A 25,444-nucleotide genomic window follows, 5' to 3' on the forward strand; every position below is an offset into this window, starting at 1 on the left:
GACAGTGCGGCGCGCGAGGAGGCCGGGCCCGACGCGCCCGAGCTGCTGACCCGGACCGCGACCGGGGTGTTCCGCCTCAACGGGCAGATCTCCGCCGTCGCCGAGGAGCTGGCGAAGCCCGCCGGGCTCACTGCGGCGTCCTGGCAGGTGCTCGGCGCGGTACTGCGCGAGCCGATGCCGGTCGCCGGCATCGCGCGCACGATGGGGCACACCCGGCAGAGCGTGCAGCGGATAGCGGACGTCCTGGTCGGCAAGGGCCTCGCGGCGTACGAGACGAACCCGGCGCACCGGCGGGCGAAGATCCTGGTCCCGACCGACGAGGGGCGGGCGGCGGTCGGCCTCATCACGCCCGGCCACGCGGACTTCGCCCGGCGGCTCGCCGAGGAGCTGGGAACGGACGCGTTCGCGGAGACCGTACGCGTGCTCGAACGACTGTGGGCGGCGCTGGAGGTCGTGCCGGGCACCGGCACGGAGGGGTAGGGGGCGGTGCCGGCCCGGGGCCGGCTCCTGCCCCCCGGCCCGGGCCAGGGCGCCGGCACGAAGCGCCGCGCGTCATCGCCGCGACCGCCGGTGCGCGTGTCGGCCGGGGGGGGCGAGCGGGTCCGCCCCTGATCCGCGGTCGCGTGTCACTCCTGGGGGCGGAACGTGCCGGATGCCCGGGTCGCCGTCGAAGGCGGGCCCTATCCTCGGGGCCTGGGGACGAGCCGCCCGCGGCGGGCGGCAGGCACGGCATCGGGGGATCGCCATGGAAGCACTCGACGCGCGGGACCCGCGGCGGATCGGGGCGTACCGGCTGATCGGGCGGCTCGGCGCGGGCGGGATGGGCGAGGTGTTCCTCGCCCGCTCCGAGCGGGGGCGGACGGTCGCCGTGAAGCTGGTGCGGACCGAGCTCGCGGAGCACGACGAGTTCCGCCGGCGGTTCCGGCACGAGGTGCAGGCGGCGCGCCGGGTCGGCGGCCAGTGGACCGCGCCCGTGCTCGACGCGGACACCGAGGCGGCCGTCCCCTGGGTGGCGACGGGCTACGTCGCCGGGCCCTCGCTCCACGCCGTCGTCTCCGCGGACCACGGTCCGCTCCCCGAGCGCAGCGTCCGCATCCTGGCGGCGGGCCTCGGCCACGCGCTGCAGGACATCCACGCCGCCGGGATGGTCCACCGCGACCTCAAGCCGTCGAACGTGCTCATCACCATCGACGGCCCGCGCGTCATCGACTTCGGCATCGCGCGGGCGCTGGAGACCGCGACGGACGTCGACCTCACCCGGACCGGCGCGCTCGTCGGCTCGCCGGGGTTCATGGCCCCCGAGCAGGTCCGCGGCGACCGGGTCACCCCGGCGTGCGACGTCTTCTGCCTCGGCTCCGTCCTCGCCTACGCGGCCACCGGGCAGCTCCCGTTCGGCTCGGCGCACAGTGGGGTGCACGCGCTGATGTTCCGCATCGCGCAGGAGGCGCCCGACCTGGCGCGGGTGCCGGAGTCCCTGCGCGACCTGGTCGCCGACTGCCTGCGCAAGGAGCCGGCCGCCCGCCCTGCGCTCGCGGAGGTCCTCCAGCGGGTGGGCGCGGGCGACACCGTCCACGACGGGCGCGCCCTGGAACCCTGGCTGCCCGCGCCCCTCGTCGCCCGGCTGGGCCGGCACGCGGTGGGCCTCCTCGACGTCGAGGACCCCGACCACCCGGAGCACCGGGGCGGCACGGTGGCGCTGCGGAAGGCGGGCGCGGTCGTGCCGGCGGAGGCGGGCCCGGGGGCGGCGCCCGCGGGAGCCGCGACTCCCGGCGCGACGGGCGAGGACCCGCCTGCCCCGGGGGCCGGAGCGTCTGTTGCGGCGCCCCAGCAGGCTGCCCCGGGGGCCGGTCCGCCCGGCTCGGCGCCCCAGCAGGCCGCCGGTCCGGCACCGGCCGCCCCGCGCCCCTCCCCCGCCGAGGCGTCCGGCCCCTCGCGGCCGCTGCCGCCCGCCGCCCCCGACCTGCACCACGCGCCGACGATGGCCGCCACCACGCCCCCGCCCGGCCTCGCGAAGACGCCCCCGCACCCGCCGACCCCGGCCCCGTACGGCCACCCGCAGGGCCCGCCCGCGGCCGCCTACGGCTACCCGCAGCAGCCCCCGCCCGGCGGCCCGTACGGCTATCCGCAGCCGGCGGCGTACGGGTACCCGCCCGCCCAGCCGCTCCCCCCGCAGGCGCCGTACGGCTCCGCGGCCACCCCGCCGTACGGGCCGCCGCCGCTGCCCGCGCCGGGCGGGCGCGACGAGGGGCGCGGCCGGGGCGCGGCGACGGCCGTGCTGGTCGCGCTCGCGCTGCTCGTCGCGCTCGGTGCGGGGCTCGGGGTGTGGGTGCTGATGCGCGGCGGGGACGGGTCGTCCGTGGCGACCGGCCCCGGCGGCAGCGCGTCCACCGCCCCCGGGGACACCCAGGACGACGCCCCGGGGGAGACGTACCCGGACGACGACCAGGGCGCGGACGAGCCCACCGACGGCGGCGACGAGCCCGACCCCGCGGCGCTCCCCGCCGACTTCGTCGGCACCTGGAGCGGGGGTTCGGACGGCCAGTCGTGGGACCTGACCCTCACCGAGGGCTCCGAGGGCGACACCGTCATGTCGCTCACCGGATCGGGACCCACCTTCCGCTGCACGTGGGAAGCGGCTCTCGACACCGGCGGCCCCTCCCCCGTCCTGGCCGCCTCCGAACTGCTCACCTCCGACGGCTCCTGCCGGCCCGGCGCCCGCAGCCGGCTCGAACTCCTCCCCGACGGCTCCCTCCAGCGCACCCAGCTCGGCACCGGCAAGCCCCCGGTGATCTACACGCGGACCTCCGGCTGACGGAGCCCGCGGGGGGTGGTGTGGCCGAGGTCACCCGTGGTCGAGGTGTGCGCCGTGCGGGGCCCCGAGGCCGGGCCGCACACGGGTCGTACGTTGCGTGTGCAACCGAGGGGCACGGCGAAATCACCCGCGGTGATCGCCGCCGGGAAGGAAATCCGTACGCGTCTGCATAGGGCGTGAGGGCACGGGCACCCACCGGGAAGCGTCGCTCGTGAACGAGGAGCGCAGACCGAGAGAACGCCGACTTACGGATTATTCACATGGCTTCAGAAGACGCCGCGGACGACGGCGGCAACGATTCCCGTGGGGCGAGGATAAAGGCCCGTTCCGCCCTTCGGGCGGCGGCGGTGCAGCTGGCCGAACTGACCGGCAGGGAACCGCACTCCGTCTCCTCCCTCCAGCCCGCCGGCGGCGGTTGGACGGCGCACGTGGAGGTGACGGAGATCGAGCGGATCCCCGACACGGCGAGCGTCATGGCGACCTACAAGGTCGACCTCGACGGCGACGGGGAGCTGCTGGCGTACGAGCAGACCCACCGCTACTCCAAGGGCCAGATCGACCGCCGCTGAACCTCGTGGACGCGCTCCCACCTGGGAGAAGAGCGTCCGCGGCGGGAGCGGCACGGCCGCGGCCCAGGCCGGCCCGGCCGACGCCCCCGCACCCCCGCACGGCAGCGGACGGCGCGCCCCGTCCCCCCAGCCACACAGGAGTTCCCCATGAGCGTTGTGCAGCAGAGCAGTGCCCCGGCCCAGTCCGGCGGCGGAGGAGGCGGCGGGACGCTCTACGACGTCCTGGAGCTCATCCTCGACAAGGGGCTCGTGATCGACGCCTTCGTCCGGGTGTCGCTCGTGGGTATCGAGATACTCAAGATCGACGTCCGGGTCGTCGTCGCGAGCGTCGACACCTATCTGCGGTTCGCCGAGGCGTGCAATCGCCTCGATCTCGAATCGGGAAACAAACAGCCGAGCCAACTCACCGATCTCGTCGGCGAGATGACGGAGAACGGCGCCAAAGGGAAATCGAAAGGAGCGCTGACCGGAGCCGTCGAGGCGTTCAGCGAGTCCTTTGCGAAAGGCAACGACTCCGCACGCGACGAGGAGCCCGAGCCGCGCCCCCGCAGGACCGCCGAACGCCGCACCGCGAACCGTCGCCGAGAGGACTGACCCATGCCGACCTACGTCTACGCCATCACCCCCGGCGACCATCCGCTCGACCTCGACGGCCTGCAGGGCGTCGGCGCCGAGCGCACCGAGCTGCGGGTGGTCCGCGGCGCCGAGCTCGCGGCCGTCGTCAGCACCGCGCCGGAGGGGCTGCGCGCCAAGCGCCGCGACCTCGCCGCACACGACGCCGTCCTGCAGAGGCTCATGGCGGACGGGGCCGTGCTGCCCCTGCGGTTCGGGCTCATGGGCCCGGACGACGCGGCCGTCGCCGCCGTCCTCGACGCCGAGCTGGACACCTACCGCGCGAAGCTGCGGGACCTCGACGGGCGGCTGGAGTACAACCTCAAGGTCGCCCGGGACGAGGCGGACGCGCTGCGGGAGATCGTCGAGGAGAACCCGGAGGCGCGCCGGCTCAACGAGGACGCCCGCCGCGATCCCGGCGCCCACGACGTGAAGGTCCGGCTCGGCGAGCTGATCTCGCAGGAGATGCAGCGGCGCGGCGGTGCGACGGGCGCGCAGATCGTCGACGCGCTGCTCCCGTTCGCCGTGGACCACGCCCCCGCGGACGCCGCGGAACCGCACTTCCTGAACGTGTCGTTCCTGGTCGAGCGGGACGCCGCGGCGAAGTTCTCGCAGGCCGTCCACGAGGACGCCGAGCGGCGCGGCGACGCCTTCACGTACCACCTGCACGGTCCGCTGCCCGCCTACAGCTTCGTCTGAGCCGGGAGGCCTGAGGCTCCATGGGTCTGTTCACGCAGCTCGCCACCCTCCCGCTGGCCCCCGTGCGCGGCGCGCTCTGGGTCACCGGGCAGCTCGTCGACACCGCCGAGCGGCAGTACTACGACCCGGCCCCGGTCAAGCGCGAACTGGTCGCGCTGGAGCGCGAGCTGGTCGAGGGCCGCATCGACGAGGCGGAGTTCGACCGGCGCGAGGACGAGCTCCTGGACCGCCTGGAGGAGCTGGAGGCCCAGCAGCGGCGCATGGCCGAGGGGCAGTCCCCCGGCTGAGGTCCCCTTCCCATCCATTCCTTCCATCCCGAGGTGCACACCGCATGATGACCAACACCAAGATCGGTACAGCGCTGGTCGGGGGATATCTCCTCGGCCGGACCAAGAAGGCCAAGCTCGCCGTCGGGCTCGGCATGGTCCTCGCGGGCAAGAAGCTGAACCTGGAGCCGCGCGAGCTGCTCCGGATTGCCGCGGCGAACCCGCTGGTGAACCAGCTCAACGAACAGGTCCGCACGGAGCTGTTCGGCGCGACGAAGACCGCGGCGAGCTCCGCGCTCACCCAGCGCGTCAACCGCCTGGCCGACTCGCTGCACGAGCGGGCGCAGGGCCTGACCGCGCCCGCGGACGCCGCCGAGGAGACCGCCGGCAGGGCGGCGAAGGGCGCGAAGAAGCGGGTGACCCGGGCGGAGCCCGCCGAGGACGGGCACGACCGCCTGCCGGAGGACGAGCACCTGCCGGAGGACGACGAGCACCTGGACGACGAGCATCCGGACGACGAGGCCGACGCGTACGACGACGCCGAGGCCGACGACGACGCGGAGGACGACGAGCCGCGCCCGGCCGCCCGCCGCGCCACCCGCTCCACCTCGTCGGCGACGAAGAGCGCCGCGAAGAAGACCTCCGCGGCCCGCCGTCCGGCGCAGGCCGCCGGCTCCTCCACCACGCCCGCCTCGGGGGCGCGCAAGAAGACGGCGGCGAAGAGCACGTCGTCCTCCGGCGGCGGCCGCCGGAGCACCGGCACCCGACGGAGCGGAGGCGACCGTGGCTGACTCGTCGATCGACCGGATCAGGAAGAACGTGGCCGACAACCCCGCGACGGGGCGGCTCAAGGACGAACTCACCGGGTACCTGGAGGCGCGCGCCCAGCACGCCGTCAGCTCGCTCGGCCACAAGCTCGGCGAGACCGCGACGCGGCTCGGCGAGCCCGGCCAGGGCGGCGGATCGCTGCTGAAGTCCCTCGGCAAGGGCGGGCAGAAGCTCGCCGAGGGGAGGTCCCCGGGGCAGGCAGCCCTCTCCGCGGGCGTCAGCCACGCCAAGGACGCCGTGACCGACAAGGTCAAGGGGCTGTTCGGCAAGGGCCGCGGGAAGTCCGGCGGCGGCAAGTCGAAGTCCGTCCTCATCAGCGAGGACATCGACGTCGGCGTGCCGGTGCGCGAGGCGTACGACCAGTGGACGCAGTTCCAGGAGTTCAGCACCTTCGCCAAGGGCGTCGTGAACGTGGAGAAGGCCGACGACACCTCCAGCAACTGGACGGTGAAGGTCGCCAAGTCCACCCGCAGCTGGAAGGCGAACGTCACCGACCAGATCCCCGACGAGCGGATCGCCTGGACGACCGAGGGCGCGAAGGGGACGGTGAAGGGGGTCGTCACCTTCCACCGCGTCACCGACGACCTGACCCGGGTGCTCCTCGTCCTGGAGTACTTCCCCAAGGGCCTGTTCGAGAAGACCGGCAACATCTGGCGCGCCCAGGGCCGCCGCGCCCGGCTCGACCTGAAGCTTTACCGCAAGTTCATCATGATGCGCGGCGAGGCGACGGACGGCTGGCGCGGCGAGATCCGCGACGGCGAGGTCGTCGAGGACCACGACACGGCGGTCGAGCGCGAGGAGCACGACGAGGGGCGCGAGGACGGGGCCGAGGAGTCGTACGACGAGTCCTACGACGACGAGTACGGCGAGGACGAGCGCGCGGACGACGGGTCCGGGGAGGCGTACGACGACGCGGGTGACGCCGACTCCGGTGAGGCGTACGACGAGGACGACGACGGGCGCGACGACGCGGACCCGGACGACGAGCCGTACGACGAAGAGGACCGGGACGACGAGGACCGGGACCACGAGGCGGACTCCTACGAGGAGGACGACGTGGACGGCGACCACCAGGCCCCGGACGACGACGTCGACGACGCCCACGGCTACGCCGACGACGACGTTCCCACCCGCTCGACGGCCCGCCGCCCGTCCCGCGAGCGCGGCCGTGCGCGCGCGCAGGACGACGACCGCGACGGCGGGGCGGAGGCCCCCGCCCCGCGCCGCCGCCCCGCGGCCGCCCGCCGCTAGCAACGCCCTACGGACCGGGACGCGGAGTCCGGTGCCGCGCGACGCGGCACCGGGGCCCGCGGGCCCGCCCACCTGAGGAGGACCGAACCTTGTCCGAACCATTCGCCGCACGCATGGGCGGCTCACCGGCCACCGCGATGTCCGGCGGCCAGGGGTCGTCGGCCAACCTCGCCGACATCCTGGAACGGGTCCTGGACAAGGGCATCGTGATCGCGGGCGACATCCAGATCAACCTGCTCGACATCGAACTCCTCACCATCAAGCTGCGGTTGCTGGTCGCATCGGTCGACAAGGCCAAGGAGATGGGCATCGACTGGTGGGAGCACGACCCGTCCCTCTCCTCCCGCGCACCCCGCCCCGCCCCGCGCGACGCCGTCCCGACCGACGACCGACAGGCCCGCGAGCTGGAACAACTCCGGGCGGAGGTGGCCCAGTTGCGCGCCGCCCAGGCCGGCGGAGCCGCGCTGGACGCGGCCGAGCCCTCGGCAGCCCACCCGGTGCGGGGCGGGCCGGCGGAGGACCTCGTCCGCGATGCCGCGCGCCGATCCGGTGAGGAGGACGCCGGGGAGGCGGATCCGGCGCGCGTCGCCGTACCGAGCGCGGAGCCCGCCCCCGACCCGCCCCGGCGGCGGGCCTCCCGGAGCACGGACACCGAGCCGAGCCGGGAGGACGACCCCACCCCCGGCACCCCTGCCCGCAAGCCCGCGCGGCGCAGTGCCCCGCGCACCGACGCGAGCGACACCGAGGGCACGCGTCGGACGGCACGCCAGGCCCCGGCGCCCCCGGAAGCCGCGCCCCGGAAGCCCGCCCGCCGCACGGCCGCCCGGGCCGCGGACCCCGGGCCCGACGCCCCCGCGGGCGAGCCCGCGCCCGCGCGGAAGCCCGCGCCGCGGAAGCCCGCACGTAAGGACGGCGACGCCCCGCGGCGTCGGCTCCGGACGGAAGGAGACCCGGAGTGAGCACCATGGACCGCACCCACCCCGCCGCCGCCCCGCCCGCGGCGGACACGCTCGTCTACGTCTACGCGGTGGCGCAGCCCACCGAGGCGCTGACGGAGCACGTCGGCTCGCTGGGCGGACTCGGCGCCCCGCCGCGGCTGGTCCCGCTGCCCGGGCACGACGACCTGGCCGCCGTCGTCGCGGACGTTCCGGCGGACTCCTTCGGCACCGACGCGCTGAAGGCGCAGCTGGAGGACCTCGACCGCCTGGAGGCGCTCGCCCGCGCGCACCACGGCTGCGTGGACGCGGCGGCGACGCTGGCGACCGTCCTGCCGCTGCGGCTGACGACCGTGTACGTCGACGACGCGCGGGTGGCGGAGATGCTGGCCGTCAACGCGCCCGCGTTCCGGCGGGCGTTGCGGCTGCTCGCCGACCAGGTGGAGGTCGGCGTGAAGGTCTACGCCGACCCGTCCGCCGCCCCCGCGGCTCCCGAGGCCCCGCCCGCGGAGGCCCGCGGCCCCGGCCGCGACTACCTCCGCCGCCGCCGCGCCCACCGCGACCGGCACGCGGACACCTACCGTGCGGCCGGCGACGTCGCCGGGCACGCCGGCGAGCTCGCGGCCGCGTACGCCACCGCCCACGTCCCGCACCGCCTCCAGCAGGGCGCACTCGGCGCGGCGCGCGGCGAGAACGTGCTGAACGACGCCTACCTCGTCCCGCGCGCCCATGTGGAGCGCTTCGCCGCGGAGCTCGCCCACCTGCGTGCCGCACCGGGGGTGACCGTCGAGGTCACCGGCCCGTGGGTGCCGTACTCCTTCACCGAGTGGGCGCAGACCCCGCCGGAGGGCGCGCCGTGACGCAGTCCCTCTCCACCGCAGGCCTCGACGACGAGCTGCCCGCCGGGCGGCAGGTCTCGCTCATCGACCTGCTCGACCGCCTGCTCAACGGCGGCGCGGTCCTCACCGGCGACCTGGTGCTCTCCGTCGCGGACGTCGACCTCGTGCGGGTGAACCTGCGCGCCGTCATCCACTCCATCACCCCGGACAGCCCCGCGCCGTGGTGATCCGCCCCTCGGAAGGAGGCGCGCCCGTGCCGCCCGACGACGACACCCCCGACCGCTGGAACGAGGTCGCCCACGCCGCGGCCGGCGCGTTCGGCCTGCTGCCGGCCGCCGGCGACGACGCCTCACCGGGCCGCGTCCCCGGGCCCGCCCGCCGCCTGGAGACCGACCCCGACACCGTCGAACGCGACCTCATCAAACTGGTCCTCACCATCGTCGAGCTGCTGCGCCAGCTCATGGAGCGCACCGCCGTCCACCGCGTCGACCAGGGCGACCTCACCGAGGCCCAGGAGGAGCGCGTCGGCATGACCCTCATGATCCTGGAGGACCGCATGAACGAACTCGTCGACCGCTACGGGCTCACCATGCGCGACCTCAACCTCGACCTCGGCCCCCTGGGCTCCCTGCTCCCTCCGAACGGCTGAACAGCCGGTCATTCGATTGGAGTTCGCGAGGTGTTCGCCCGCGCCCGCAGAACGTTCCGCGTGACCCGCCCGTCGGAGGGGGGTCAGGGGGCGCCGCCCGGCGTCCCGGTCGACCGGGGAGCGGGTGGGTCGGATGCGCGGCAGGATCGGAGCGGGGTTCGTCGGGCTGGTGCTGGCGGTCACCGGGCCCGCGGGGCTGACGGCGTGCGGGGACGAGGTCGCGGGGGGCGTGGCCCGGGTGTCGCCGGAAGCCGACGAGCGGGCGCGCCGGGTGGCGGAGGCGTGGGACGGGTCGGCCGCGGCGAGGGCGTGGCGGGCGGGCTACCACCCGATGGGCGAGGTGGAGCAGCCGCCGGCGGGTGGCTGGCGGTCGGCGGCGGACCGGCGGGCGTTCGACCTCGCCCACTTCGAGCTGCGGGGCGCGCTCTCCGCGAAGGTGCCGCCGGCCGGCGAGGTGCGGTGGCGCGACGGCCGCACGCTCGCGCCGGCGGCGCACAGCGCGCGTGCGGCGTACGACGCGCTCGACCGCACGGACGGCGACGGCATCCCGCACCTCACCGTGACCGGCGCGACCTTGGGCACGATGACGGTCGTCACGAGCCGCGGGCCCGCCACCGTCCCCGCGTGGCTGTTCACCCTCGACGGCTACGACGCCCCGCTCGCCCGCGCCGCCGTCGCGCCGTCGCCCCTGGCGAAGCCGCCGATCGGCCGTGCGCGGGGGCAGGACGCCGGCGGGATCGACGAGCTCCAGGGGCTGAAGGAGGTGGGCGACGGCGGCCGCTCGGTGACCGTCGGCGCGCACCACGGCGCCTGTGACGACGGGCCCGTCGTCCACGTGCGGGAGACCGGCGGCAGCGTCGTGCTCTCCGCGTCCGTGACCGGGCCGGCGGACGCGCTGTGCACGGCGGAGATGCTCGCGCAGGACGTGACCGTCCGCCTCGAACGCCCCCTGGCCGACCGGGTCCTCCTCGACGCCCTCACCGGCCGCCCCGTCCCCTTCGACGGCCGCGGGCCGCATGCGAGCTGGAGCGAGTGACCCGCACACCCTCCACAACGGACGGACCGTGCCCCTGAGTTCCCCGTCGGGCTGTGACATTCCGCCCCTCCCTCGGGCCTGTTCCCGACCCCCCGCGACCCCGCATACTCCTCGGCCGGGACGAAAGGGGCCGCAGGTGGCAGCGGGAACGTGGGACTTCGGGGACACGGAGGTGGGCCGCATCGGGTACGGGGCGATGCGGCTCACCGGGAACGGGATGCGGGGGAACTCCGACGGCCCGCCGGTCGACCGCGGCGCGGCGGTCCGGCTGCTGCACCAGGCGTTCGACGGGGGCGTGAACCACGTCGACACCGCCGCGTTCTACTTCTCGCCGCTGCGGTCCGCGAACGAGCTGGTCGGTCGGGCGCTGGCGTCCTGGCGCGGCGAGGTGGCCGTCGCGACGAAGGTCGGCCCGTCCCGGGACGCGGCCGGCGAATGGCAGGGGATGGCCCGGCCCGACCGGCTGCGCGGGCAGGTCGAGGAGAACCTGCGGCAGTTGGGACGGGACCACCTCGACCTCGTCTACCTGCGGTGCGTCGGCGCGGACACGCCATCCGTCGCCGAACACCTCGGCGTACTGGCCGCGTTGCGTGAGGAGGGCCTGATCCGGCACCTCGGGCTCTCGGCCGTCCGCCCGGAGCACGTCGTCGAGGCGCTCGGCGTCGCGCCGCTCGTCGCCGTCCAGAACGCGTACGGCCTCGACGAGCGGCGCGCCGACGCGAACGGGCTCATCGACCTCTGCGGGGCGCGCGGGCTCGCGTTCGTCCCCTTCTTCGCCATCTCCGGAACGCGCCGCGAGGCCGCCGCGACTGCGGAGACGGACGCGCGCGTCCGCGCCGTCGCCGCCGCGCACGACGCCACCCCCGCCCAGATCCGCCTCGCCTGGACCCTCCACCGCGCCCCCCACGTCCTCGCCATCCCCGGCACCCGCGACCCCGCCCACCTCGCACAGAACATCGCGGCAGCCTCGATCCGCCTCACCCCGGCAGAGCTCCAACTGCTGAACAGCCCTCCGACCGAGGCCTGACAGAGCGCGCCGACGCAGGCAGCATGTGGTCCGGTGATCGTGACAGCGCCCTACAGGCGCAGGCGCGCAAGCCCCCGCGCGACGGCATGCGAGGCCCCCGCGCATCGGGTAACCCACGCTCCGAGCGAGCCGCGCAGCGGCGGGACACCCCGGGCCAGGCGCGCAGCGCCGACCCCCCGCTCCCGCCCCCCGAACCGCGCAGCGGCAAAGCCCCACCTCCCGCACCCCCGCGCAGCGGCAGGCCACCCCGGGTTAGACGCCGCGCGCCGACCCCCCACCGGGCCCACCACGTGGCCCGCGTTCGTCGGGTCCACCGCGACGGGTTGACCTCGACCGCGGTCGAGGTCGGAGACTGCGTGCGGCAGCACGACGACGACCGGAGGACCGCACGTGACATCTGCACGCAGCACGTTCCGCATCGGCGGAGACCTTGAGGTGGGGCGGCTCGGCTTCGGCGCCATGCGGCTCGCTACGGAGCCGGCCCCGGCCCGCGCCGCGTCGGTCGCGGTGGCACGCCGTGCCGTCGAACTGGGCGTGACGCTGATCGACACGGCGTACCTGTACGGCGGCGGGGCGAACGAGGAGCTGCTCGTCGAGGCGCTGCACCCGTACCCCGCGGACCTGCTGGTCACCACCAAGGTGGGCGTCTCGCTGCCGCCGGGCGGCGAGTGGCGGCTCGACGGGCGGCCGGACGTGCTGCGTGCGCAGGTGGAGAACGCGCTGCGGCGGCTGCGCGTCGAGCGGATCGAACTGCTCCAGCTGCACCGCGTCGACCCGGACGTCCCGCTCGCGGACCAGGTCGGCGTCCTGCGCGAGCTGCGCGACGAGGGACTGATCGCCCGCGTCGGCCTCTCCGAGGTCGACGCGGCCCAGCTCGACGAGGCGCGGACTATCGTCGACATCGCGAGCGTCCAGAACCGCTACAGCGTGCTCGACCGGGAGCACGAGCCCGTCCTCGCCGCGTGCGAGGCCGCGGGAATCGCGTTCCTCCCCTGGCGGCCCGTCGCCTGGGGAGCCGCGGGCGACACCCCCGAACTCGCCGCCGTCGCCCGCGAGGTGGACGCCACCCCCACCCAACTCGCCCTCGCCTGGCTCCTCGCCCGCTCCCCCGTCCTCTGCCCCATCCCCGGCACCGCGAGCCTCCCCCACCTGGAGGAGAACGTCGCGGCCCAGCACGTCGAGTTGTCCGGAACGCAGCGCGAGCGCCTCGACGCGCTGGCGCCGCAGCACGGCAGCACCGTCGCCAGGTCGGCGAAGCCGTCGTCGTAGACGGCGCCCACCACCCGGTGCCGACCTCCGCGTCCGGTGCGCACGACGCCCCCGCGCACCGGAAGGTGGGCGGGGGCGGCGGGGGTGCTGCTACAGGAACGAGTTGATCTGGATCGTCTCGTCGCGGCCGGGGCCGACGCCGATCGCGGAGATCGGGGCGCCGGACATGGACTCCAGCGCCTTGACGTAGTCGCGCGCGTTCTTCGGCAGCTCGTCGAAGGTCTTCGCCTTGGTGATGTCCTCGGACCAGCCCGGGAGGTACTCGTAGATCGGCTTCGCGTGGTGGAAGTCGGTCTGGTTGTACGGGAGTTCCTCGACGCGCTTGCCGTCGATCTCGTAGGCGACGCAGACCGGGATCTGCTCCCACCCGGTGAGCACGTCGAGCTTGGTGAGGAAGAAGTCGGTGAGGCCGTTGACGCGGGTCGCGTAGCGCGCGATCGGCGCGTCGAACCAGCCGCAGCGCCGGTCGCGGCCGGTGGTGACCCCGCGCTCGCCGCCGATGCGCCGCAGCGCCTCGCCGTCCTCGTCGAACAGCTCGGTCGGGAACGGGCCCGCGCCGACGCGGGTGGTGTACGCCTTGAGGATGCCGATGACCCGGCTGATCTTCGTCGGGCCGACACCGGCCCCGGTGCAGGCCCCACCCGCGGTCGGGTTCGACGAGGTCACGAAGGGGTACGTGCCGTGGTCGACGTCGAGGAGCGTGCCCTGCCCGCCCTCGAAGAGGACGACCTTGCCTGCGTCGATCGCGTCGTTCAGGACGAGCGTGGTGTCCGCGACGTACGGCCGCAGCTTGTCCGCGAAGCCGAGCATCTCCTCGATGATCTGGCCGGCCTCGATCGCGCGCCGGTTGTAGAGCTTCGCGAGCAGCTGGTTCTTGCCGTCGAGGGCCGCCTCGACCTTCTGGGTGAGGATCGACTCGTCGTAGAGGTCCTGGACGCGGATGCCGACGCGGTTGATCTTGTCCGCGTAGGTCGGGCCGATGCCCCGCCCGGTGGTGCCGATCTTGCGCTTGCCGAGGAAGCGCTCGGACACCTTGTCCATGGTCACGTTGTACGGCGTGATCAGGTGCGCGTTACCGCTGAGCAGCAGCTTCGACGTGTCGATCCCGCGCTCTTCCAGTCCGCTCAGCTCGGAGAGCAGGACCGACGGGTCGACGACGACGCCGTTGCCGATGACCGGCGTACAGGTCGGCGAGAGGATGCCGGAAGGGAGGAGGTGCAGCGCGTACTTCTGGTCGCCGACGACGACCGTGTGGCCGGCGTTGTTGCCGCCCTGGTAGCGCACCACGTAGTCCACGGATCCACCGAGCAGGTCGGTGGCCTTTCCCTTGCCCTCATCCCCCCACTGAGCACCGAGCAGCACAAGTGCGGGCACAGGCGTACACCCCTTCCGGTTGGGGCATGCCAAGGTCGAAGGCCACTGGATTCGTGTTCGAAAACGTGCGGCCGCCCGACCCGGGTGCCCCGGAATAGACGAAGCCCCTGGCGCAATAGCGCAAGGGGCTCTTGCACAAAGATGCTACCCGAGGAAGGACCGACGTGTCGGCTGCCGACCAGCTCCTTGTGGTCATCGACCCGGTAGCCCGCCGTGTGGACGGCGAGTCCGTGCGGATCGCGAAGGACGTCCTGTGCGCCGGTGCGCAGGTCAGGGTGTGCGTCCCCGACGGCCCCGAGGAATTCGTACGCGCGCTCGGGAAACGGGGCTCGCGGCGGCTCGTCGTGGTCGGTGACGACCGGGCGCTGGTGCGCGCGGTGAGCCTCCTGCACCGCGAGCGCGATCTCGCCGGCGCACCGCTCGCGCTCGTCCCCGTCGGCCCGGCGACCGCCCTCTCGGGCGCGCTCGGCGTGCCCCCCGGCACCGTCGCCGCGGCGCGCTCGGCCCTGGAGGGCGCGCCGCGCGTCCTCGACCTGCTCGCCGACGACAGCGACGGCGTCGTCCTCGGCTCCCTGCGCGTCCCGGACGCGCTCGCCGTGCGGCGCACCCGCTGGTCGCTGCGGGCGTGCCTCGCGCACACCCCGGCGCCGGAGACCCGGCTGCGGGTCGAGGCCGACGGCGAGCTGCTGTGCGACCTCGACGGGGCCGTCCGCGCCGTCCTGCTCGCCCCGGCCGACGGCGCGGCCCGCGTCGCCGTCCAGCCGGCGGGCGGCGGCCCCGTACGGCAGCGGGCCGCGCGGACGGTCACCGTCTCCGGGCCCGACTTCCGCTACCGCGCCGACGCGGTGGTGACGGGCCCGGTCCGCAAGCGGACGTGGACGGTGCTGCCGGGCGCGTGGTCGCTGGCGCTGCCGTCGTGAGGTGAGGGGAGTCGGATCGGATCGCACCGGTCCGCCGGGCCGCGGATTGCGGATTGCGGAACCTCGCTGACCGCAAGCCCTCCTACCGTCACCGGCATGAAGATTCTCGTCACCGGGGCCACCGGGACCGTAGGCAGCCAGGTCGTCACCGAGCTCCTCGCGCGCGGCGCGAGCGTCCGCGCGCTGACCCGTGATCCCGCGAAGGCCGACCTCCCGCCGGAGGTGGAGGTCGTCCGCGGGGACCTCACCGACCCCGCGACCCTGACCGGGGTGTTCGACGGCGTCTCCGGCGTCCACCTCATCACCTTCGGCGGGGAGTACTTCGCGCCGCTGACCACCGGGCCCGAGATCGTCGCGCTGGCCGAACGGGCCGGCGTCCGGCGGGTCACCGTCCTGTCCGGCGGCGGCCCGACGCCGTTGCAGGACGCGGTCCAGGCGAGCACGGGGCTCGACTGGACGGTCGTCATGCCCGTCGAGTTCATGGGCAACGCGGCCGAGTGGGCCCCGGGCGTCCGGGACGCCGACCAGGTCCGCGAGCCGTTCACCGACCGGCTCAGCGCGATGGTCCACGAGCGCGACATCGGCGCGGTCGCCGCGGTCGCGCTCACCGAGGACGGCCACGGCGGGCAGTCGTTCCTCCTGACCGGCCCCGAGGTGCTCACCCTCCGGGACAAGGTCGACGCCATCGCCGCCGCGCGGGGGCGGGCCGTCGAACTCGTCGAGCTGACCGAGGCGGAGGCGGTCGCCGAGTGGCGGGCGAACGGGCTCCCCGAGGACACCGTCGAGTTCCTGATCCACGTCTACGGCGACACGCCCGTCGAGGGCCGCACGGTCAGCGGCGTGGTCGAGAAGATCACCGGCCGGCCCGGGCGGACCTTCGCGCAGTGGGCGCGGGAGCACGCGGAGGAGTTCCGCGCGCGGGGCCAGGGGGTGTCCTAGAGCTCGACCTTCAGCGAGCGCAGGCCGCGGATCACGAAGCCGCCCGCCCACTCCGGCTCCTCCGCGAGCCGGAGGGTGGGGGCGCGGGTCAGCAACTCCGCGAAGGAGGTTCGTAGTTCGAGGCGGGCGAGGGGTGCGCCCAGGCAGTAGTGGAGGCCCGCGCCGAGGCTGAGGTGGGGGTTGTCGGCGCGGGCGAGGTCGAGGGCGTCGGGGTCCGCGAAGACGGCGGGGTCGCGGTTGGCGCTGCCGAAGAGGAGGGCGACCTCCGCGCCGCGGGGGATGCGGACGCCGTCGATCTCGATGTCGTCGAGGACCCAGCGTTCGAAGAGCTGGAGCGGGGTGTCGTACCGCATCAGCTCCTCCACGGCCGTGGGCAGCAGGTCGGGACGGGCGCGCAGCAGCGCGAGCTGCTCGGGGTGGCGGAAGAGGGTGCGCCAGCCGCCGGCGGTGCTGTTGACGGTGGCCTCGTGGCCCGCGTTCAGCAGCAGGACGCAGGTGGAGACCATCTCCTGCTCGGTCAGCCGCGACTCCCCGTCGTGCGCGGCGATCAGCGCGCTGACGAGGTCGTCCCCGGGGGCCGCGCGGCGCGCCGCGATCAGCTCGCGCAGGTACGCGGAGAACTCCACCGACGCGCGGACGGCCCGCGCGGCGGTGTCCTCGCCCGGCCGCAGCTCGTACATCCCGCAGATGTCCGCGGACCACGGGCGCAGGAGGGGGCGGTCCGCGGCCGGGATGCCGAGCATCTCGGCGATGACGGCGACGGGGAGGGGTTCGGCGACGTCCCGCAGGAGGTCGCCGCCGCCGTTCTCGATCAGCCCGTCGACCAGCTCCGCCGCGATGCGCCGCACGACGGGTTCGAGCCGCGCGACCGTCCGCGGCGTGAACGCCTTCGAGACGAGGCGGCGCAGGCGGGTGTGGTCCGGGGGTTCGAGGTCGAGCAGGCCGTGGTCGTTCAGCGTCGTGAACGGTTCGTGCGCCGCGGGGGGCGGGGTGCGGCCGAACTCCTCGTGCGTGAACCGGTGCAGGTAGGTCCGGCCCAGCCGGCGGTCGCGCAGCAGCGCGGAGACGTCGGCGTGGTGCGGGACGAGGTACTGGTTGCTGCGTGCGAACCAGTGCACCCGGCCCGCCTCCCGCAGGCGCGCGTACACGGGATACGGATCCGCGACGAACGCGGGCGACCACGGATCGAACTCGGCGGGGGCGGCGGCGACGTCCATCCCGGGACGCTAGCCCGTCCCGCCCGCCCTGACCAGGCCAGAAGCCTCCGCACCTCCTCGGGCAGGGGCTCCCGCTTCCGGGGGCTGCGCCCCGCCAACCGCCGTTCGCGGCTCCACCGCGTGTGCGTGGGCTGCGCCCGCGCGGCCTCAAACGCCGGCGGGTTAAGGAGAAAGGGGGGCTTGCTGTGGGCAATCGTGCCGCAGGGCGAGTGGGGTCTCCCCTGCTCGAGCGAAGCCGAGAGCTCGGGGAAGGGTGGGCACAGCCCACAGTGCCGAGCGCCGCGACCGTTTGCGCCCGCCCCGGTCGGCCTCCCGCGGCGAAGCCGCGCAACCGGCCGCAGGCCGGAGGGGGGCCGGGGCTTACCCCGGGGTGACCAACCGCGCCTCGTAGGCGAAGACCGCCGCCTGCGTCCGGTCGCGCAACCCCAGCTTCACCAGGATCCGGGAGACGTGCGTCTTGACCGTCGACTCGGCGACGACGAGATGGGACGCGATCTCGCCGTTGGAGAGGCCCTGCGCGATGAGGACGAGGACCTCCGTCTCCCGCTCGGTGAGCTCGCCGACCTGCGCCTGGGCGGGCGGCTTGAGCTGACCGCTCTCCAGTTTGGAGGCTGCATCATTCGAAAACGTCGCGATCAGCCGCTTGGTGATCGCCGGGGCGAGCAGCGCCTCGCCGTCGGCGACGACGCGGACCCCCTCGGCGAGCTGCCGCGCTGACGCGTCCTTGAGGAGGAAGCCGGACGCACCGGCCCGAAGCGCCTGGTAGACGTACTCGTCGAGGTCGAACGTCGTGAGGACGAGCACCTTCGCGGACGCGTCCGCCGCGACGATCTCCCGCGTCGCGTCGATGCCGTTCATCTCCGGCATCCGGATGTCCATGAGGACGACGTCGGGGCGGAGCGCGGCGACCTGCCGGACCGCCTCGCGCCCGTTGACCGCCTCGCCGACGACCTCGATGCCGGGCATCGCGTTGAGCAGGACGCCGAAGCCCTCGCGGACCATGGCCTGGTCGTCGACGACGAGCACGCGGATCGTCATGCCCCCTCCCCCGGCAGCGTCTCGCGGACGACGGGGAGGAAGACGGCGACCTCGTAGCCCCCGTCGGGGGCCGGCTCCGCGGTCATCTCACCGCCGAGCATCGCGACCCGCTCCCGCATCCCGGTGATGCCGTGCCCGGAGCCGGGCGAGGGCTTGACCAGGGTGGACGGCGGGATCGGGTCGTTGACGATCCGCAGCCCGATGCCGCCGAGGACGTACCCCAGCTCGACCCGCGCCGCCGCGCCGGGCGCGTGGCGCAGGGTGTTCGACAGCGCCTCCTGCACGATCCGGTACGCCGACAGCTCGACCCCCTGCGGCAGCTCCCGCACCGCCCCGGTGACCGCGAGCTGGACGTCGAGCCCCGCCTCGCGGACGTTCGCGAGCAGGTGCGGCAGGTCGGCGAGGACGGGCTGCGGCGCGTCCGGCGCCTCGTAGTCCTCCGCGCGGACGACCCCGAGCACCCGCCGCAGCTCCGTCAGCGCGGCGACCGCGTTCTCCCGGATCGTCGCGAACGCCTGCTCCAGCTCCGGCGGCGGGTTCTCCACCCGGTAGGGCGCGGCCTCGGCCTGGATGGCGACGACGGACATGTGGTGCGCGACGACGTCGTGCAGCTCCCGGGCGATCGTCGTCCGCTCCTCCAGGAGCGTGCGCCGGTCCCGCTCGACGGCGGTGACGGTCCGCTGCGCGGTGACCTCGCGCTGGGCGTCGCGGCGGATGTGCCAGACGGTGGTGAGGAGGAGGGCGACGCCGGAGAGGAAGAGGACCACCGTAGTAGAGGATCCGTAGGTGCCACCCAACCCCTCGGCGAGCACCGAGTACAGCAGGGTCAGCATCCACATCCATCCGGCGACCCGGGGGCGGCAGCGCAGGGCCACGACGGTCACCACCACGAGGTGACCGATGAGCGGGGCCGGGGGCCAGGGCCAGTTGTAGCCGTAGCTGTCGGCGAGCGCCACGACCGGGGTGGCGGCAAGCGACAACCACCAGGCCGCCACGGGCCGGATCAGCGTCAGGAGCACCGCCGCGGGGGGCAGCAGCGGAACGAACGGCGCCGGCAGTCCGTACGCGTCACCGGCCACCGCACCGACGTACAGCGTGAACAGCGCCAGCCCCACCACGACCGCGTGCGGCGTCCACGCCGCGTACTCCCGCAGCCCCGCCGGCAACCGACTGGCCAGCGGTCCGTCCGTCACCATCCGCGGCAGCGGCCGGTACGCGAACGCGTGTCTGAAGAGGTCCTCGCGCAGCCCGCTCGTCGCGGACGCCACAAACTGCGCCTCGGGGCTGCGGCGGGACCTGCCGGGGCCCTGCTGGGGGATGTGCGTCGTCTCGGTCACGCGTTCCACGGTAAGCGGGCCCCCGCCCCCGGTCGTCAGCCCCGAGACGGGTCCGCGCCCGTCCCCCGCAGGTACTACGAACCCCTGGTCAGTACGCCAGCTGCTCGATCTCCTCGACGGCCGCCGCGCACGCGTCCGCCGAGGGGTCGATGAGCCCGAAGTGCCCCACGCCGGTGAGGAGCGTCAGCCCGACGACCTCGCCGGCCTTCGCCGCCGCGGCGACGTAGGACTCGGCCACGTCGGGCGTGACGACGTCGTCCGCTCGGCCCTGGACGACGGTGGTCGCGATGCCGGTCGGGACCAGCGCGGCGGGGTCGGCGTACGGGCGGCGGGCGTCGAAGGAGGCGTCGCCGCCGAGGAACTGCAGCACGCCGTCGCCGCAGAGCCCCAGCTCGCGGGCGAGCGCGAGGTCGGCGAGCGGGGCGAGGGCGACGACGCCCCGCAGTGCGGGGACGCGCGGCGTGCGCCAGGGGGCGTCGGCCGGGAGCTCGTGCCGGGCCGCCGCCCACAGGGCGAGCTGGCCGCCCGCGGAGTGGCCGGTCAGGACGGTGCGGCGGGGGTCGGCGGCCGGCAGGTGCGCCGCGACGAGCCCCGGCAGCGCGTCCATCGCCGCGGCCACGTCGTCGAACGTCTCGGGCCAGCGGCCCGCCGTCCCCTCCTCGTCCCCGCCCCTGCGGTACTCCACGCTCGCCACCGCGAACCCCCGGCGCGCGAGGTGCGCGGCGAACGGGCTGAGGTGGCGGCGGTCGTACGCCGCCCGCCACACCCCGCCGTGGAACGCGACCACCAGCGGCGCGAGCGGGGCCGTCCCCGCCGGGGCGTAGAAGTCGATCACCTGGTCGGGGTGCGCGCCGTAGGCGGCGGAGGCGTCCGGGGTGACGGGGGGCAGGGCGAGCACGGCGTCGTCACTCATGCGGGAGTCGTCTCCTGGTCGCGGCGGGTGGGCCCGTTCGCGGGGACGGTACCAGCCGGTCCTGACCGGCCCGCCGGGACCGCCGCCGATTCAGCCCGCCGCGCTGCGCGCCGCGTCCCGCGGCTCGGCCGGGCCGGGGACCGGAGCCGCGGCCGGGGGCACGGGGCGTTCGATCATGCCGATGACCACGCCGGCGACGATCACGACCCCGCCCGCGGCCTGCGCGAGGGTGACGGACTCGCCGTTGATCAGCACCGCGCCGAGAACGCCGAAGACCGGGACGAGGTTGAGGATGCTGACGGCGACGCTCGACGGCATGCGGCGCAGGCCGTAGTTGTAGAGGAGGAAGCCGCCGACGGAGCAGGCGACGGCGAGGTGGACGAGCAGCGAGGCCGCCTCCGCGTCCGGCACCCGCCACTCCCCGGCCTCGACCAGCGAGGCGAGCAGGAAGCCGGCCGCGCCCGCCACCGTCTGGTGGTACGTCACGCCGAGCGCGTCCTGCCCCTCGCTCGCCCGCTTGCCCAGCACGTTGTACCCCGCCCACGCCAGCCCGCCGAGCAGCAGCAGGACGTCTCCGGTCCACCGGGAACTGCCGCCCACCTCGGCCCCGTTGCGCACCACGAGGAACGCGCCGAGCGCCGCGAGCAGCACCCCGGCGTCCTCACCGGCAACGACGACTTCCTCGTCCACGTCGCCGTCCGCGACGCCGACCACCTCCACGCCGTCGTCCTCGACGAACTGACGAAGCGCCGAGAACTGGCGGACGTACGGACCTCAGTGATCTACGCCCACCGCCGCAAACGCGTGGTGGACCCGGCCTGAGTGATCCCGATCAACCCGATCGACCGGCCGGCGCGCGGAGGCGCGAGAACACCAGCCCGGCCGGTGTGCGGAAGCCCAAGAGCACCAGCCCGGCCGGTGTGCGGGGGCCAAAAGAATCAGCCCGGCCGGCGCTTGAGGCCGGAGGGCGCAGCCCGACGTGGGGTGCAGGGGCGGAGCCCCGCCCGGGGTTCGGGGGCGAAGCCCCGGCCGGCCGGCGGGACCGTCCTGGGCGAGCGGTACGATCCGCGGGCACATCCGGCCCCCTCGGGGTCTGCGCGTCCTGTGGGGGGATCTCTCGATGACGTTCCGGCTGCGCGCCGCGCGCGCACTGCTACTCCTGGGCGGGTTCTACGCGCTGGGCGCCGCACTGCTGACGGCCATGGCGCTGCTCGACCGGCTGCTGGTCTCCGCGGTGCTGACCGAGGAGGCGCCGGGAGGGCGGGCGTTCCTCTACGGCGTGATCGTCTTCGCCACGCTCCTCATGACCGCGGTGATCGTGCGCGGCATGCTCGTCTCCCTGCGCTCCGCACCGCTGCCCCCACTCCCGCACGCGCTGGCCGTCGCCCCGGAGGACCACCCCGCCCTCTGGGCCGAGGTGCGCGCCGCCGCGGAGGCGACAGGGCAGCGCCCGCCCGACGAGCTGCACCTCGTCGACGAGGTCAACGCGGGCGTCGCGGAGCAGAGGCGGTTCCTCGGGCTGGTCCCGGGCCGCCGCCGGATGGTCCTCGGGCTGCCGCTGGTCGCCGGACTCACCGTCCCGCAGCTCCGCGCCGTCCTGGCCCACGAGTTCGGGCACTACGGCAACCGCGACACCCGCGTCGGCGGCCTCACGATGCGCGGCCGGAGCGCCGTCCTGCACACGGTGGAGGTCTTCGAGCGCGGCGGCTCCTGGCTGCACCACGCGATCGGCGGACTGTACGTCGGCTACGCCCGGTTCTTCCTGCGGGTCTCGCAGTCCGTGGCCCGCGAGCAGGAACTCGCCGCGGACCTGACCGCCGCGCGCCACGCGGGGCGCGACGCGACGGCCTCCGCGCTGCGCGCCCTGCCCGTGCTGGACGCCGCGCACGACCACTACCTGGAGACGTACGCCGCGCTCGGCGGGCCCGCGGGCGCGCTGCCGCCGCCCGGCGAGGTGCTCGGCGGCTTCCGGCGGCTGCTCGCCGCCCGCCCCGGTGACCGGCTCACCGCCCTCTCCGCGGGCCACCGCCCGCCCCCGCCGCACCCCCACGACTCGCACCCGCCGATCGCGGAGCGCGCCGCCCGCGTCGAGGCCCTCCCGGCGGACGACCGCTCCCCCGACACCACCCCCGCCCTCACCCTGCTCCGCGACGCGGACCACGCCTTCCTCGTGCTCGAGGAGCGCACCCTGCCCGCACCCCTGACCCAGGCGCCCCGCCTGAGCTGGGACGAGCTCGTGACCGCGCGGGCGGCGGCCGACGCCGAGACCTGGTCCCGCCCCCTCCGGGTCGCCGTGGCCCGAGCGGCAGCGACCGGTCGGATCGACGACGACCACCTGCCCGGCCTGGAGGACGTCCTCGACGCGTTCGACCGCGGGCTGCTGTGGCCCTCGGTCGCCGACCACATGCCCAGACCGCTCGCGGCCGAGCGGCTGACCGGCGCGTCCGCCCGCGCCTTCCTCCGCCCCCGCCTCTTCGACGCCCTCGCCGGCCTGGTCCACCTCCGCCTCCTGGCCGCCGGCCGCGCCACCCCGGACATCGCCTGGTCGGGCGCGCCCGGGCTCCTGCTCCCGCCGTCGTGGGAGGCCGGCATGGACGACGCGATCGACGCCGCCCTCGCGGACGCGCCGGACACGACCGCCCTCCGCGCGCTGCTCGCGGCCGACGCGCACGGGACGCGGCCGGCCGGCGTGTGACGTCCCACGTCGGCCGGGTCACCGGTGGACTCAGCCCAGCGCCCGCGCCAGTTCGCGTGCCGCGCGGAGGACGTCCGCGAAGGAGACGTAGAGCGGGGTGAAGCCGAAGCGGAGGATGTCGGGGGCCCGGTAGTCGCCGACGACGCCGCGGTCGATGAGCACGGACATGACCGCGTCCGCGTCGTCGCAGCGGAGCGCGATCTGACTGCCGCGCTCGGCGTGCGGGAGGGGGGTGACCACCGAGACCCGCCCGGACGGCACGTACTCCGCGACGCACTCCAGGAAGAAGTCGGTCAGCGCGAGGGACTTCGCCCGGACCGCGTCCAGGGAGACGCCCTCCCAGACCCCGAGCGCCGCCTCCAGCGCGGCCATGGACAGGATGTCGGGCGTCCCGACCCGCCCCCGCACCGCGCCCTCGCCCGGCGTGTAGCCCGACGTCATGCCGAAGGGCTCGGCGTGCGAGTTCCACCCCGGCAGCGGGGAGTCGAACGCGGCCTGGTGCCGCTCCGCGATGTAGAGGTACGCGGGCGACCCCGGCCCGCCGTTGAGGTACTTGTACGTGCACCCGACCGCGAGGTCGACCCGGTGCGCGTCGAGCCCCACCGGCAGCGCGCCCGCGCTGTGGCACAGGTCCCAGACGCTGACGCCCCCCGCCGCCCGCACCGCCGCGGTCGCGCCCGGCAGGTCGTACAGCCGCCCGGTGCGGTAGTCGACGTGGTTGAGCAGGGCGACCGCCGTCCGCGGGCCGACCGCGTCGGCGATCCGCAGCGGGTCGACGGGGACGACCCGCGTCCCGGTCAGCCGCGCGGCGGACTCGGCGATGTAGCCGTCGGTGGGGAAGGTGCCGGCGTCGACGAGGATCTCGTCGCGCTCGGAACCCGCGTCGCCCGCGCGCGCGAGGCGCACCCCCGCGACGAGGGCCTTGAAGATGTTCACGCTCGTGGAGTCGCCGACGACGACCTGCCCCGGCGCCGCCCCGACCAGCGGCGCGACCAGGTCGCCGACCCGCTCCGGCGCGGTCCACCAGCCGCTCTCGCCCCAGGACCGGATCCGCAGCCGCCCCCACTCGCGGGTGACGACGTCGTCGAGCCGCTCGGCGACGCCCTGCGGGAGCGCGCCGAGGGAGTTGCCGTCGAGGTAGACGGAGTCGTCGAGGACGAACCTGCCGCGCTCCTTGGCCAGCTCGTCGCGGGCGTCGAGCAGCTCCGCCCGCTCGTCAAGACGCTCAGACATGGGACCTCGCCGTCCACAGCTCGGGGAACACGGTGTTGCGGGCCCGCTTCTCCAGCCAGGCGACCCCGGCGGAGCCGCCGGTGCCGGTCTTGGAGCCCATCGCCCGCCGGGTGGCGGTCAGGTGGTCGGTGCGCCATCGCCCGACCAGCTCGGCGACGTCGGTGAGGACCTCGCCGAGCCGCACCAGCTCGGCGTCCTGCTCACCCGCGTACAGGTCGGCCCACACGGCCTCGACCTCGGCCGACGGCTCGTACTTCCGCGTCAGGTCGCGGGTCAGGACGGCGTCGGGCACCGCGTAGCCGCGGCGGGCGAGGAGCCGCAGCACCTCGTCGTAGAGGCTCGGCTCGTGCAGCGCCTTCTCCAGTTCGGCGTGGACGCGCGGCGCGCCCCGGTGCGGGACGAGCATCGACGCGGACTTGTCGCCGAGCAGGAACTCCATCCGCCGGTACATCGCGGACTGGAACCCGGAGCCCTCGCCGAGGGCGCCGCGGTAGGAGTTGAACTGGGCGGGGGTGAGCCCCGACAGCGGCCGCCAGGACGCGTTCAGCGCCTCCAGCTCCCGCAGCGACCGCTTCAGCGCGTCGCGCGCGACGGTCAGGTCGTCCCGCCGGAGCGCGTCGGCCGCGGTCTCCCACTCGTGGACGATGACCGTGAACCACAGTTCCATGACCTGCGTGGTGACGAGGAAGACCATCTCGCCGGGGTCGTCGGAGCGGAGCTCCTGGAGGTGGGTGAGGACGTCCGCCCGGACGTAGTCCTCGTACGGGGTCGTCCCCGCGAAATCAAGGTTCGGCGTATCCACATCGCGGGACATCGCTGGCTCCTGCTCATGTGCTCCGGGTAGCGGTCCGCCCCTGCCGTTACCGACACGGGGGCCCCGGTCCCCTCCGCAGCATCATGCGTGACCTGCGGACGTCCGGCAAGCCCCGCCCGGAGGCCCCCCGCCGGGCCCGCCGGAGGGCCGGGGAGCGGGTGACAGACTGGGG

General features: G+C 75.0%; 26 protein-coding genes and 1 pseudogene. 19 read left to right on the forward strand and 8 right to left on the reverse strand.

Annotated features, from left to right (window positions below; all coding sequences use genetic code 11):
• Nucleotides 1-42: 42 nt before the first annotated feature.
• The 15 genes from ACFWEG_RS01655 (at nucleotide 43) to ACFWEG_RS01725 (ending at nucleotide 12,792) form a co-directional block, all read left to right on the forward strand.
• Nucleotides 43-480 carry a MarR family winged helix-turn-helix transcriptional regulator gene (locus ACFWEG_RS01655; RefSeq protein WP_387208039.1) on the forward strand — a complete coding sequence of 146 codons (438 nt, stop codon included), beginning with the start codon at nucleotides 43-45 and terminating at the stop codon, nucleotides 478-480.
• Nucleotides 481-745: 265 nt separating this feature from the next.
• Nucleotides 746-2,812: a serine/threonine-protein kinase gene (locus ACFWEG_RS01660; RefSeq protein ID WP_387207970.1), complete on the forward strand. Its 2,067-nt coding sequence runs from the start codon at nucleotides 746-748 to the stop codon at nucleotides 2,810-2,812.
• A gap of 260 nt (nucleotides 2,813-3,072) precedes the next feature.
• On the forward strand, nucleotides 3,073-3,381 hold the full coding sequence (locus tag ACFWEG_RS01665; RefSeq protein WP_387207972.1) for a gas vesicle protein: 309 nt from the start codon (nucleotides 3,073-3,075) through the stop codon (nucleotides 3,379-3,381).
• A gap of 147 nt (nucleotides 3,382-3,528) precedes the next feature.
• Nucleotides 3,529-3,975 carry a gas vesicle structural protein GvpA gene (locus tag ACFWEG_RS01670; RefSeq protein WP_387207974.1) on the forward strand — a complete coding sequence of 149 codons (447 nt, stop codon included), beginning with the start codon at nucleotides 3,529-3,531 and terminating at the stop codon, nucleotides 3,973-3,975.
• Nucleotides 3,976-3,978: 3 nt separating this feature from the next.
• On the forward strand, nucleotides 3,979-4,692 hold the full coding sequence (locus ACFWEG_RS01675; protein ID WP_387207976.1) for a GvpL/GvpF family gas vesicle protein: 714 nt from the start codon (nucleotides 3,979-3,981) through the stop codon (nucleotides 4,690-4,692).
• A gap of 20 nt (nucleotides 4,693-4,712) precedes the next feature.
• Nucleotides 4,713-4,979 carry a gas vesicle protein GvpG gene (locus ACFWEG_RS01680; RefSeq protein ID WP_387207978.1) on the forward strand — a complete coding sequence of 89 codons (267 nt, stop codon included), beginning with the start codon at nucleotides 4,713-4,715 and terminating at the stop codon, nucleotides 4,977-4,979.
• A 44-nt stretch (nucleotides 4,980-5,023) separates the two neighbouring features.
• Nucleotides 5,024-5,749, forward strand: coding sequence for a hypothetical protein (locus ACFWEG_RS01685; protein WP_387207980.1), 726 nt, complete (start codon nucleotides 5,024-5,026; stop codon nucleotides 5,747-5,749).
• Nucleotides 5,742-7,037, forward strand: a complete 1,296-nt coding sequence (locus ACFWEG_RS01690; RefSeq protein ID WP_387207982.1) for an SRPBCC family protein — start codon at nucleotides 5,742-5,744, stop codon at nucleotides 7,035-7,037. The genes ACFWEG_RS01685 and ACFWEG_RS01690 overlap by 8 nt, the downstream gene beginning before the upstream one ends.
• An 89-nt stretch (nucleotides 7,038-7,126) precedes the next feature.
• On the forward strand, nucleotides 7,127-7,996 hold the full coding sequence (gene gvpJ, locus ACFWEG_RS01695) for a gas vesicle protein GvpJ (protein ID WP_387207984.1): 870 nt from the start codon (nucleotides 7,127-7,129) through the stop codon (nucleotides 7,994-7,996).
• Between the two features lie 5 nt (nucleotides 7,997-8,001).
• On the forward strand, nucleotides 8,002-8,832 hold the full coding sequence (locus ACFWEG_RS01700; RefSeq protein ID WP_387208041.1) for a GvpL/GvpF family gas vesicle protein: 831 nt from the start codon (nucleotides 8,002-8,004) through the stop codon (nucleotides 8,830-8,832).
• Complete coding sequence (locus tag ACFWEG_RS01705; RefSeq protein WP_387207985.1) at nucleotides 8,829-9,038, forward strand: gas vesicle protein; 210 nt, start codon at nucleotides 8,829-8,831, stop codon at nucleotides 9,036-9,038. Before ACFWEG_RS01700 ends, ACFWEG_RS01705 begins: the two co-directional genes overlap by 4 nt.
• Nucleotides 9,039-9,064: 26 nt before the next feature.
• Nucleotides 9,065-9,460, forward strand: a complete 396-nt coding sequence (locus tag ACFWEG_RS01710; protein ID WP_387207987.1) for a gas vesicle protein K — start codon at nucleotides 9,065-9,067, stop codon at nucleotides 9,458-9,460.
• Nucleotides 9,461-9,593: 133 nt separating this feature from the next.
• Nucleotides 9,594-10,496: a hypothetical protein gene (locus ACFWEG_RS01715; RefSeq protein ID WP_387207989.1), complete on the forward strand. Its 903-nt coding sequence runs from the start codon at nucleotides 9,594-9,596 to the stop codon at nucleotides 10,494-10,496.
• A gap of 136 nt (nucleotides 10,497-10,632) precedes the next feature.
• Nucleotides 10,633-11,523 carry an aldo/keto reductase gene (locus tag ACFWEG_RS01720; protein ID WP_387207991.1) on the forward strand — a complete coding sequence of 297 codons (891 nt, stop codon included), beginning with the start codon at nucleotides 10,633-10,635 and terminating at the stop codon, nucleotides 11,521-11,523.
• A 390-nt stretch (nucleotides 11,524-11,913) separates the two neighbouring features.
• Nucleotides 11,914-12,792, forward strand: a complete 879-nt coding sequence (locus tag ACFWEG_RS01725) for an aldo/keto reductase (RefSeq protein WP_387207993.1) — start codon at nucleotides 11,914-11,916, stop codon at nucleotides 12,790-12,792.
• Nucleotides 12,793-12,882: 90 nt separating this feature from the next.
• Here ACFWEG_RS01725 and ACFWEG_RS01730 read toward each other — a convergent pair whose 3' ends face one another.
• Nucleotides 12,883-14,166, reverse strand: coding sequence for an adenylosuccinate synthase (locus ACFWEG_RS01730; RefSeq protein WP_387207995.1), 1,284 nt, complete (start codon nucleotides 14,164-14,166; stop codon nucleotides 12,883-12,885).
• A gap of 164 nt (nucleotides 14,167-14,330) precedes the next feature.
• Here ACFWEG_RS01730 and ACFWEG_RS01735 point away from each other — a divergent pair, with 164 nt between their 5' ends.
• Together ACFWEG_RS01735 and ACFWEG_RS01740 are read left to right on the forward strand one after the other, a co-directional pair.
• Entirely contained in the window at nucleotides 14,331-15,086 is a 756-nt protein-coding gene (locus ACFWEG_RS01735; RefSeq protein WP_387207997.1) for a diacylglycerol kinase, read from the forward strand.
• A gap of 96 nt (nucleotides 15,087-15,182) precedes the next feature.
• Nucleotides 15,183-16,025, forward strand: coding sequence for an NAD(P)H-binding protein (locus ACFWEG_RS01740; RefSeq protein WP_387207999.1), 843 nt, complete (start codon nucleotides 15,183-15,185; stop codon nucleotides 16,023-16,025).
• Here the strand turns inward: ACFWEG_RS01740 and ACFWEG_RS01745 are convergent.
• The 5 genes from ACFWEG_RS01745 to ACFWEG_RS01765 form a co-directional block, all read right to left on the reverse strand.
• Nucleotides 16,022-17,242 carry a cytochrome P450 gene (locus tag ACFWEG_RS01745; RefSeq protein WP_387208001.1) on the reverse strand — a complete coding sequence of 407 codons (1,221 nt, stop codon included), beginning with the start codon at nucleotides 17,240-17,242 and terminating at the stop codon, nucleotides 16,022-16,024. The two genes, ACFWEG_RS01740 and ACFWEG_RS01745, sit on opposite strands and share 4 nt — an antisense overlap.
• A gap of 360 nt (nucleotides 17,243-17,602) precedes the next feature.
• Complete coding sequence (locus tag ACFWEG_RS01750; protein ID WP_387208003.1) at nucleotides 17,603-18,280, reverse strand: response regulator; 678 nt, start codon at nucleotides 18,278-18,280, stop codon at nucleotides 17,603-17,605.
• Nucleotides 18,277-19,617 (reverse strand): sensor histidine kinase, encoded by a 1,341-nt coding sequence (locus ACFWEG_RS01755; protein WP_387208005.1) that lies wholly within the window; start codon nucleotides 19,615-19,617, stop codon nucleotides 18,277-18,279. The genes ACFWEG_RS01750 and ACFWEG_RS01755 overlap by 4 nt, the downstream gene beginning before the upstream one ends.
• A gap of 88 nt (nucleotides 19,618-19,705) precedes the next feature.
• On the reverse strand, nucleotides 19,706-20,530 hold the full coding sequence (locus ACFWEG_RS01760; protein WP_387208007.1) for an alpha/beta hydrolase family protein: 825 nt from the start codon (nucleotides 20,528-20,530) through the stop codon (nucleotides 19,706-19,708).
• A 90-nt stretch (nucleotides 20,531-20,620) separates the two neighbouring features.
• On the reverse strand, nucleotides 20,621-21,250 hold the full coding sequence (locus ACFWEG_RS01765; RefSeq protein WP_387208009.1) for a DMT family transporter: 630 nt from the start codon (nucleotides 21,248-21,250) through the stop codon (nucleotides 20,621-20,623).
• On the opposite strand from ACFWEG_RS01765, the pseudogene ACFWEG_RS01770 reads away from it, so the two are divergent.
• A pseudogene (locus tag ACFWEG_RS01770) lies at nucleotides 21,248-21,352 on the forward strand (Lrp/AsnC family transcriptional regulator); the annotation flags it as partial. The gene ACFWEG_RS01765 and the pseudogene ACFWEG_RS01770 sit on opposite strands and share 3 nt — an antisense overlap.
• A 298-nt stretch (nucleotides 21,353-21,650) precedes the next feature.
• A complete protein-coding gene (locus tag ACFWEG_RS01775) occupies nucleotides 21,651-23,225 on the forward strand; it encodes a M48 family metallopeptidase (RefSeq protein ID WP_387208011.1) in 1,575 nt (524 codons plus the stop codon).
• Nucleotides 23,226-23,255: 30 nt separating this feature from the next.
• Here ACFWEG_RS01775 and kynU read toward each other — a convergent pair whose 3' ends face one another.
• Both kynU and ACFWEG_RS01785 read right to left on the reverse strand, forming a co-directional pair.
• Complete coding sequence (gene kynU, locus ACFWEG_RS01780; protein ID WP_387208013.1) at nucleotides 23,256-24,458, reverse strand: kynureninase; 1,203 nt, start codon at nucleotides 24,456-24,458, stop codon at nucleotides 23,256-23,258.
• Nucleotides 24,451-25,272, reverse strand: coding sequence for a tryptophan 2,3-dioxygenase family protein (locus ACFWEG_RS01785; RefSeq protein ID WP_387208015.1), 822 nt, complete (start codon nucleotides 25,270-25,272; stop codon nucleotides 24,451-24,453). Before ACFWEG_RS01785 ends, kynU begins: the two co-directional genes overlap by 8 nt.
• Nucleotides 25,273-25,444: the final 172 nt, after the last annotated feature.

Source organism: Streptomyces sp. NPDC060194, assembly GCF_042728285.1.
Taxonomy (GTDB): Bacteria; Actinomycetota; Actinomycetes; order Streptomycetales; family Streptomycetaceae; genus Streptomyces.